This is a genomic window from Okeania sp. (assembly GCF_035285525.1).
Classification (GTDB): domain Bacteria; phylum Cyanobacteriota; class Cyanobacteriia; order Cyanobacteriales; family Microcoleaceae; genus Trichodesmium.
This window is the reverse complement of the sequence record NZ_JAYKGW010000237.1, coordinates 18,618-29,609: the sequence shown is the minus strand read 5'-3', so window position 1 is coordinate 29,609 and position 10,992 is coordinate 18,618. Positions and strand designations below refer to the sequence as shown.

Here is a 10,992-nt window from a genome sequence, read left to right as displayed (position 1 = left end):
AGAACAATAGTGGAAAAATTCATCACTCATCACCTCTGTTGGGGTGCTTAAGAAAATGCATTAACTATTGCGTATAGAACAATAGTGGAAAAATTCATCACTCATCACCTCTGTTGGGGTGCTTCACAAAATGAAACTTCTCATTTGCGCAACAGTTAGAAAAATTCATCACTCATCACCTCTGCTGGGGTGCTTAAGAAAATGCACTAACTATTGCTCTATACGCAATAGTGGGAAAAATTCATCACTCATCACCTCTACTGGGGTGCTTCACAAAATGCACTAACTATTGCGTATAGAACAATAGTGGGAAAATTTCATCACTCATCACCTCTACTGGGGTGCTTCACAAAATGAAACTTCTCATTTGCGCAATAGTTAGAAAAATTCACCACTAACTCTTGACCTTTAAAATGCACTTTATTCCTTTCCCTCTTAAAAACTTTTTTCCAAAACCAACAAATCTTCCTTAATAGATGAAGTCCGACCACACCAAGAACCATAAGCTCTTTCTAAAACACTAAATCCTCGTTCCTCCACCCATTCTAATAGTATATTCTCCCTAAACCCAATTCCCTTCTCCGGCAAATTAATATCTATAGTCAAACCATCCTCTATTTCATAAATAAACTGTTGAGAACTCTTCCCCTTACTAATCAACTCTGCAGCTTCCAAATTAACTAAAAAGCAGATTAATAAACATCTACCCCCTGGTTGTAAAACTCTATATATTTCATCAAGAAAATGACCAACTCCTGAACCTTGTAAATGAGTAAATAAACGAGAAACACAAACACAATTAAAACTAACATCAGGATAAGGAAAAATAAAATTATTAGCAGATATTTTGCCTGTATAATTGTAGAGACGATGATGAATATTATGCCAATTAAAATTAAAATTAGGTTTACGAGTAGTAACTTCCCTTTGAGTCCAAGAAATAAAATTTTCTACCATATCAAAACCCTCATAACGACCAGAAGGTTCTAAATAATGAACTAAGCAATAAGCAACTTTACCAACATTACAACCAACATCAAGAATATGGTCTGTTGGTTGTAAACCTAATCTCTGAATTAAACTTCCTAATAACTTGAAAGAATGATAAATAAACTGATGAGCACTATCTTCTCCAATCATTTTTAGATATTTCCGATCTGGCAGTGGTAAAATAGGCGTCAATGCAGTCAATATAACTATACCCTCACCTTTTTCAAACAGAGGAATTACAGAAATTAATGAATGTTTTATTTGATTAATTTTTTGTTTATTTAAAAGTATTTTTAGACGGAATCTAGCATTACCTGCACCAAATAAACTAGAGTGAACCTTCTCAATATCTGGACTAGGTATATTCAAAGTTTGTTCAAAGAAACTAAACTCCTGATTCCCAACAGAAACTTTAAAACCTTGCACCATACCAGCATCCAGAGAAGCAACCCAACCAGATAAACGTAAAACTTGATTTTTAACAATTACCCGATCAATAGAACCCCAAGTAAGTAAACAATTAATTCTCCCTTTTTTCTGGATAATATTTTTTTTTCCAGAGTTATTTTGAATATAGTATTTTATCTCTGAAGTTTTTTGACGCCGCACCCGCAAACTTAATGCTTCTCGATAAATTTCTATATCCTCCTGATTCATAGCAGATATTTTATCAACTATTTCTTGATTCGATAATACTTCTTTTGTTAACAACTTATATTCTGGGTATGGATTACTTTTTTGAGTTTCTAACTCATAATCTGCCCAATTTAACATTACAGATAATTGATGTAAATCCTCAGCAAAAAAATCCTGAATACCCACCCAATAAAAATCTTTTAGCCGCTCATTTTGCAGAAAATTTAACTTAATTAGATTCTGCATTTCCGGTTGTTCAACAAATTCGATAAAACTCAAACTAGCTTCTTGATTATTTTTTAAACTTTGCTCATCATTTGCTATTAATATTTGCCAACTTTTCCAAAAAAAGTAAAGAGAAATCAACCGTTTAATCGGGTCTCTCAGCCAAATAATTTTTTTAGAACCCGGAAATTTTTGATTATATTTTGGAGCCGGAAAATGACCATGAATTATTTTGACTTCCGGTTTTGGTTTACTTAACATCCGATTCCGAATCGGACCTTTGTGAGGATAGTCAAAAAAAATTTCCTCTGAACTATATACCTGCCTAATAACATTCTTAAATGCAGTACCACCAGTTCTTGGTACATGAATCGAAATTACTTCTACTTTTACTTCTTCTAAATTGTAATTCGTTAGGTTGGTTGATTTCATTCATTTTTCGGCAGAATACTCAATAATAAATATTTGCTTTAATTCTGGTTAGTTTTAAATTTTAAATCATCAATTTCTATCTGAAACTTTTCTAATTTAGACTTATATTGTTCTAAATTTTTCTCGTAGTTATCTAACTTTGAGTTCAACATCTTAGTTTCATTAGTTTTAGTTTCAGATATCTGTTTCAGTTCTGTCTGTTTTTCTAGAGATAACTGAGTCTTTTTTTGTAAAACCAGCAAATCTTGATTAATAAAAGATTTACGTCCACACCAAGAACCATAATATTTTCCTACTACCCTTAACCCACACTCTTCTACTAAACTTAACAGTAAAGATTCTGAGAAACCAGTACCTTTTTCTGGTAACTCTGAATCTAAAGTCAAACCACCCTCCACTTCATAAATCAGTTTCTGAGAAACTTGACCTTCTGCAATTAATTTTTGTGATTCCGAGTTAAGCAGGAAACATCCAAATAACAACCTACCCTCAAACTTCAAAACTCGGTGAACTTCTTCCAAATAATGTCGCATCTCCAAAATTTGCAGATGAGTAAACATATCCGTAATGTAAACTACATCAAAACTGAAATTGTGATAGGGAAGAACAAATTCTACTCCCGGTACAGCACCATTGGGGTTATAAATTGGGTGATGAACATTTTCCCTCCGGAAATTTAAGTTAGGTTTTCGGGTAGTAATTTCTTGTTGAGCAAACGACAGAGCATTTTCCCGAAAATCAATACCTTCGTAAGCAGCTATTGGTTTAAGATAGTTAGCTAGAGCATAAGCAACCCTTCCTATCCCGCAACCCAACTCAAAAACATGATCTGTCGGTTGAAGACCTCCTATTTCGATTAAATGACCCAACCATTTAAAACCAGCATGACTAAAGTTATTGGGAGGATCGCCAAATTGTTTAATGTATTCTTTTTTAGGAGTCTTAATAGTAGGATTTAATACACCTCGTAAAGCAGCACCTTCATTACCCTCAAAAATAGGAGTTACAACAACCAGAGAATCTTGAAACTGTTCAAGTTGTTGTTGCTCCAGAGGTATTTTGATACGAAAACGAGCTTTATCTGCACCCTGGAGTTGGCGACGAACTTTCTGAACATCTGGACTAGGAATAGCCACATTCTGTTGAAAATTAGATATCTCAGTTCCATCAATAGAAACCTTGAAGCTATCCGCAGACCCATACTTGAGTGACACAACCCAACCACCTAGCAATAATAGGTCGTTTTCTGTCGCTACTGTATTTAGATTTCCTACCGTTACCAAAGGTTCATTAATTTCTATCTGTGGTTTTGCCGATAAAAATTGTTCTTTATTTATTTGCCTCTGAATTTTTTCTACCGCTATTTTTAGTCTAGGAACAAATCGTTGAATCGTTAAATCCTCTACCTCATTAAATATCTTATCTTTAGATTCAAAATGCGACCAAGGTCTCTGTTCATTCTTAGTTGCCCTACCTCGCATCATTTTTTTCATACTCTCCTCTTTTGAGCGAGTAGTATAATGATTTATTCTGATTTTTTTAATAGAATGTGTTGACGATATCGGTCCTGTGATTGGTTGTTTATTTTCTGTGACTACCTGACCTTGAGAAAATACAAACTGATGAGGATTTAGTGGACGAACTGCTTTTTCTGGCCGTAAAATACATTTGATATGTCTATTCGGACCGAAACTTTTTTTGGCACATTTAATAAAGTTTTCTATTTGCAATCCTTCAGGCTTTTTTTCATGTCCTGATGTACCAAAGTTCATCCAGTTAACTCCTAGAGCTGAAACCTGAGAAAACTCATCTATTATATCTGTTATCTTATCTGCTACCGTAGGGAACAAAAACTCATCTAAATCTATAAATGCTATCCATTCTGAATCATATTTGTGATTCTTTAAGCAATGAGAATAAGCAGACATTTGTCCTGGTTTATGAGGCCAATAATAATAAATAACTTCTCCAGATTCAACATAAGGTTGCAGAACATCAATCGTATTATCAGTACTGGTATTGTCATATAGATAAAATCTTTCCACACCAACTAACTTGTGAAATTCTAACCACTCCACGATATATGGACCTTCATTTTTCATAATTCCACAAATACTTAAACTATACTTTTTAATAGGACGTTGGGAATCAATTTTGGACACGCTAATATCTTTAATTTCTACTTTTGCTTTTGGTGTTGTTTGAGAGAACTGTTTTGGTAATTTATTGTTTTCTTGTTGGTGATTATGACTATTTGATGCTAGGGTTTTCAACAAATATTTCCTCCTTTCTGCTCGCATTTTTAAAGCGGTTTCATAAATTTTTATATCTTGGCTATTAATAGCCCTTAGCTGCTCTATCATTTCTGTATCTGCTAATACCTGTTTGACAAAATTTTTATGGATTTTTGATGGATTTTTGTTAGCATAAGAATATTCAATATTTGACCATCCTAATTTTTGTTGAAGTTCCACTAAATCTTCTTGAAAAAAATCTTGGATTCCAACAAACCAAAAATATTGTAAGTCCTTAACGTAGTATGACATTAAGTTTTTCATGTAGTCTTTGTTAGCAAATTTAAGGAGTTTTTTTTTCTCTTTTTCTATAGTTGTGAATCTTCTTTTTTTCTGAACATTTATCTCAAATATATAATGGGAAAGTAAACGTTTTACTGGTTCTCTTAGCCAAATTATCCTCTTCGCCTCCAGAAACATATTCTGATACTTAGTTACTGGAAAATGACCATGAATTACCTTAGTATTAGGTTCACCTATTTGAGTTAATAATTCTTCTGAAAATTTTGAACCTGTGTAGTCACTACAAACTTGCTCAGGAGTATAAACCTTCTCTAATATTTTTCTAAATGTAGTTCCTGCTGTTTTAGGCAAATGAACTGAAATTATTTCTACTTTTGAATCTGTCTCAAGATTTGAACTAGAGTAATTTTTATTATCAAGCTCGGACAAACCCACATCTTGAATTTCAACTTGAGCTAGCTCGGTTTTTTCTTTGGGTAGTGCCAAAGGAGTTTGAGCAGATGTCTCCGAGTCTACTTCCTCAATAGCAATAGATTTAGACGTAACTGAGGGGATTTTGATTTTTCCTACAGGAACCAGCCTTTTATCTTCTAGTCTGGCTTGCAGAAACAACTCGTTTGAGGATACCTCTTGAGAAACTCTAACTGTTGTGAAAAAACCACTATTTTTAGCTTCTTTAACATGGGGAAAAGCTTTAGCTACACCAAGACGTTTTTTATCAATAGGAACTGTTTGGACAATACTTCCTTTACTAATTATTTCTATTGCCACTACCCGAGAGCTTTTTCCCAAAATCCAACCCCTAATTTTTATCTTATTGCCCTCCTTTCTTGGTCTAGCTATACGACATCCCCATAGATGTTGGAAATCAACTTCAAACAAGCTAATATCTAGAATTTTAATTTTGGATTTTGCTGGTTTTTTAGTGAATTGTTTTGGTAATTTATTGTTTTCCTGTTGATAATTATGATTATTTGACTGTAGGGTTTTTAACCGATCTTTTATCCTTTCTGCTCGCATTATTAAGGCATTTTCATAAACTTCTATATCTTGGCTATTGATAGCTTTTAGTTGCTCTATCATTTCTGAATCTGACAATACCTCTTTCACAAAAGCTGAATAACTTTGGGAATATTTGTGCTTATTTAGATTACTAAGTTTAACTTTTGGCCATCCGATATTTGTTTGAATTTCAACTAAATCTTCCTCCATAAATTCTGTGATTCCCACATACCAAAAATCTTCTAGAGTTCTTTGGCCACAATGATTAAACATCAAATTCTTAATGTCAGGTCGAGTAGCATACTCTATTAACTTTTTTTTCTCGAATTTAACTTCATGCAAAAGGACTTTTCTATTTTGGAAATGTGTCACTTGATGCCAATAATTAGAAATCAAACGCTTGATAGGTTCCCTGATCCAGATAATTCTTTTGGCCTCAGGAAAATAATCGTCGTATTTTTCTACCTTAAAATGACCATGAATAGCTCTAATATTTAGAGATTTTATTTCTGATAATACTTCCTCGACTGGTTGCTTTTTGTAATCTAGAAAAACTTGTTCTTTTCCATAAGCTTGTATCAACTGTTCTCTAAATGTAGTCCCTGCTGTTTTGGGCACATGAACTGAAATTATTTCTACTGTTGAATCTGTCCCCAAAGTTCGTTGGGTTATTTCTTTGGGTAGTGTCAACGGAGTTTGAGCCGATGTTTTTGAATCTACTTCCTCAATAGATTTAGATGCAACTGAGCAGATTTTGATTTTTCCCACAGGAATTAGGCTTTCATCTTTTAGTCTGACTCGCAGAAACAACTCCCTTGAAGATACCTGTTTAGGAACTCTAACTGTGGTAGAAAACCCACTGTTTTTAGCCTCTTTAACACCGGGAAAAGCTTTAGCCACACCAAGGCGTTGTTGGTCAACAGGTACTGTTTGGAGAATCTTACCATTACAAATTATTTCTACCGCTACCACCGGAGAGCTTTTCCCCAACACCCAACCCATTATTTCCACTTTATGGTTGCCCGAGTCAATTTTTTCTCCCTTTACTGGTTTATCTATATAAAATCCCCATAAATTTTGGGAATCAACTGTAGACACAGTAATGTCTAAAACTTCCACTTTGGCTGGTAGTGTAGCTTCAGTTAATTGTTTTTGGTTTTGACTTTGATTAGACATTTGATTATTACTACATTTTTTCTACTAAACTTAATTGAGCTAGTATCTTTAAACCAAGTCAGTTATTTTTGTAACAGGGATTTCAGCCCCATTACAAAAATATTTCCCCTTAAAAGGCGGAGTGCGCAACCCAATTATTTTGATAAAGATAAATCGGTATTTTCAGTGGATTACTGAAAGCTTATTCAGGACTTTTGAGAAATTTATTTATACCCAAGCTGGATCGTAAACAGCATCTAAATCTCCATTAATCTCATAATTATAGAACCTATCAATAAATTTTTCTCCTATTTTCTGATACTTTGTATACTTTTTTGTCCATACAATACCTTTCATACCTGGAGTGATCTCGTAAGCTTTTCCTCCATTAATAATTTTTTGTTTCATCTGTTCTCGAGAACGATATCTATATTGTCTCAGAATAAGTCCATGATTTTTTCCCAGTATTGTCACAGGTAGCTTCTTGCCCTTAAATTTGACAGCGTGATGTCCCTGAGTAATTTCCATACCAGGCTGCCAGCGAATTATAACCTTACTGTAATCCTCACCACTAGCAGTATCTTCTTTTTTTCTGTAAGTCATTCTTTTCAGAGGATTAGGTTCAGATAAATCGTAGAATGAACGGATTATATGGTTCCTGTGTTGCAGACCAACACAAATATCTTTTGGATCAAATTGACTCAGGATAGTTGTTAGAGGTTGTTCTGATGAAGATATCACTTCATCAGCATCAAATGGAAATATCCATTCTGCTCCCCACATTGTATGGGCAAACTCAGCAGCAGCAGACATTTTCCTGTACTTATGAAATAAAGGATCTCTATCTTCAATCAAGTAAACCATTGCTTCTGGATAATCATCAGCGAAGCGTCTAATCTCATCCCTTGTTGTATCTGAAGACAAATGATCTAGCATGACAAATTTTTTGACCCCTTGTCTATAATTCCCAGCTAAAGTGTAATAAATAATATCCTCTTCATCTTTCACCATTGACACACCAGCTATAACTGTTTTTTCTAATTCCCGAGATTTTGACCTTCGACTAGGAGTTCTTCGACTTTTATCTACCAATTTCGCCTCTGAAAATGGCTTTTGCCACCAATAAGTATGTCGAGCATTGGTAATAGTTTTTGTCAAATGCCAATCTTTTAACAAATCTTGAGCTTGTTGATACTTTTGTCTTTGTGCGTCATCTAAAACTATTATTCCACCTGGTTTTAAAAGTTTAATTGATGCTTCAAAACATTTCATTCGATCACGACCATCTACAATAATTAAATCGAAAGATGCTTCAGGAAACTTTTCGCATATTGTATGATATGGTCTTGGTAATAGTTTAAAATCTACTGGATTACAATCTGTCTGGGTCTCAATCTGATTTTTAACCTGCTGAAACCACCTACCGTCATGCTCAATAGAAGTAAGATTTTTGGTGAGTTTAGAGAGCCATATAGTAGAAGCACCACTGCCAAATTCCAAAACTTTAGCATCAGGTTTTTGTGGAAAGAAATTTTTGATAAATTCAACAGCTTTTCTTGTCAATAAAGGTGTATCCCTAATATTTAGTGGTTGAAGATCATTAGTTTGGAGACAAGCTATTGACATTTGAGTTCCATCAGCAAATACTGCTTGTACTAGCCAATTAAATTTTGGTGGTAATTCATTAACTGAGAAATCTATACTAAAACCAATTTCTTTGACTTGAGCTGCTTCTGGATAAAGTTTAACTACATCAGGATCTGGTTGATTAACAGATACCTTTTTCACTATTCGACTCCATTCAACTATTTCTATAGCTACTACAGGACAATTTTTTCCTAATACCCATCCAGAAATATTAATGGTATCTTGGTTGTTAGTTTTTGTCTGAATTTCTTGGATTTCATATCCCCAAAATAATTCATTATAAATTCTATCAATATTCTGGTCGTACTTTTCAATAACTATTCTTGGTGATTTTAGCCCAGAGACAACTAAGTTTTCTTCTATTTTCTGAACTTTGGCGTTTTCCTTGGCAATTGATGAAAAGCTCTGTAATTCATCTTTGATTTTTGCTAATTTGGAGTCAAATTCTTGTATATCCCTTTCTTTTTTATCAAATTTAATAGGATTTTCCTGTTGAACTTGCTGACTATATTTACTAGGTGTTTCTGTTCCTTCAATTGAGTAACCATACCGTTCAGCCATTTCCACAATTTGTTTAAGTAAATCTGGTTCTTCTATTTCTTCTATAAGGTTGATTGATTTCCGATCTTTAGTTCTTCTAGAATTTGCTTGAGTATCATTAAAAATTTTATACCGATCGTAATTCAAATTTAGTCGATCGAACAATTTTTCCAGGGGATCTTCTACCCGATAATGTATTAACTGCCTGCCACTTTCTTCAATTTTACGGTTCCAGTATAAATACCACTTACAACATTTAGTTAATTCTGAATCTGATAATTTAATTTCGGGTGTATTTAAAAAAACATAGTCAGTATAAAAGTTGTAATTTTTTCGTCGAAAAAAACCTATTGCCATTATTGACTCAATTACTTTTTGAGGATGACGAGTTAAATGAATAATCGAAACATCTTGTGGTACACATTCAGTATTTAAAAATGGAACTGCTAACCAACTAGAATCAGCTTTTAGGTTTTGATGCTTCAACATTCTCTGCTTAACTACTTTCTTAGTTAGAGATTGGGGTTTGTGAGAACCACCAAAAAATTTTTCATGTCCGCATCTTATGCCTACACTTCTCAAAGCACGGGCCATAAATGTAGTTCCACTTCTTGCCATTCCTACAACTAGATATTTGAAGTCAATTTTCCTGAGAATTTTTTGATTTTTCTTTTGACTTTGCTGAATTTTAGTTACTGATAATTTATCTAAATTTTTATTTGATACTTGCTGATTCATAGGAGCTACATTTAAAGATTTATTTTCCTGGTTTTCTAATTTTTTAACAGTATTATCCCAATTAAATTTCATGGCTAAATATTCTTCTAGTCTTTGATTATAAGGTTGAAAATATTTAGCAAGAATAGAGCGCGTTTTTCTATCTATTGGCTGATGAGACAGTTCATTATCTTGTTTTTGATGAGTTAGTTCATAGTTCGGTAAATCCAAAAAATTAAACACTTCTTTGAGTGTGATATTTGGGTTGTCGAAAAAATCTTCACTTTTCAAAATTAAAAACTGTTCTCTGGGAAAAATATTCATCCATATTTCTAACTGTTCAATATAAATTCCTCTTTCTAAATAACTATAATTTTTATAAAATAAGCTTCTATAATTTTCATCAAATATGAGTTTTTCTTTTTCTTGATTCAATCTTTCTGACTCTTTTTCAATTGCTTTTTTGAAAGGTAAAGGTTCTCGTTTTTTACTAACTCCTCGATTATGATGATAATGAGATATTGCTCTGTCTACAGGATTTCTCAAAAGCACAATTAATTTAACATCTGGTAATAATTTAAACATTTTTTGGGGAGTATGTGGATCGACCAGATAGTCTGGTGTAGCTTCCCCAGTTATGAAATTTTCTCCATTAGAAATTGTGGGAAACTGAGATAAATACCACTCTACTCCTTCTGCTTTTTTTCTGTTTCCTGCTTTAGAAAACCAATTAAAAAAATGCAATTCTTTTTTGGCTGCAGGTAAAATTTGTGGATGCTCAATCATATAGTTATACAAAGAAGCTGTGCCACACTTGTGAGCGCCTATAATGATAAAACTAGGTAAAGTCATTTTGATATTATTAAACCTCTCTATAATTTATAACTTTTGGATATTGTCTTGTAAGCATTCAGCTATTAGCTACCAGCTAGCTTCTTGGGTCAGAGTTTCCCTAACAACAAATCCTATCTAAACTTTAAAATGGTTTTAAATGAATATAAGCTTTAAAGTCGGCTTTAATCATAAGATTCAATTTACCTCAACAAAGCCAAGCTTTGATCTCAAACTCAAATAAATAGCTGACGCCTAAATGCTAATGGCTGAATGCTCA

Annotated in this window: 3 protein-coding genes; all 3 read right to left on the bottom strand. The window is 33.4% G+C overall.

Features of this window, described 5'->3' with window-relative positions:
* Positions 1 to 435 precede the first annotated feature (435 nt).
* The 3 genes from VKJ25_RS22490 to VKJ25_RS22480 all read right to left on the bottom strand — a co-directional run bounded on the left by VKJ25_RS22490 (position 436) and on the right by VKJ25_RS22480 (position 10,733).
* Complete coding sequence (locus VKJ25_RS22490) at positions 436 to 2,283, bottom strand: methyltransferase domain-containing protein (protein WP_324238882.1); 1,848 nt, start codon at positions 2,281 to 2,283, stop codon at positions 436 to 438.
* A gap of 38 nt (positions 2,284 to 2,321) precedes the next feature.
* Positions 2,322 to 6,998, bottom strand: coding sequence for a glycosyltransferase family 92 protein (locus tag VKJ25_RS22485; RefSeq protein ID WP_324238881.1), 4,677 nt, complete (start codon positions 6,996 to 6,998; stop codon positions 2,322 to 2,324).
* A gap of 207 nt (positions 6,999 to 7,205) precedes the next feature.
* Positions 7,206 to 10,733 (bottom strand): sulfotransferase domain-containing protein, encoded by a 3,528-nt coding sequence (locus tag VKJ25_RS22480; protein ID WP_324238880.1) that lies wholly within the window; start codon positions 10,731 to 10,733, stop codon positions 7,206 to 7,208.
* Between the last annotated feature and the right edge of the window lie 259 nt (positions 10,734 to 10,992).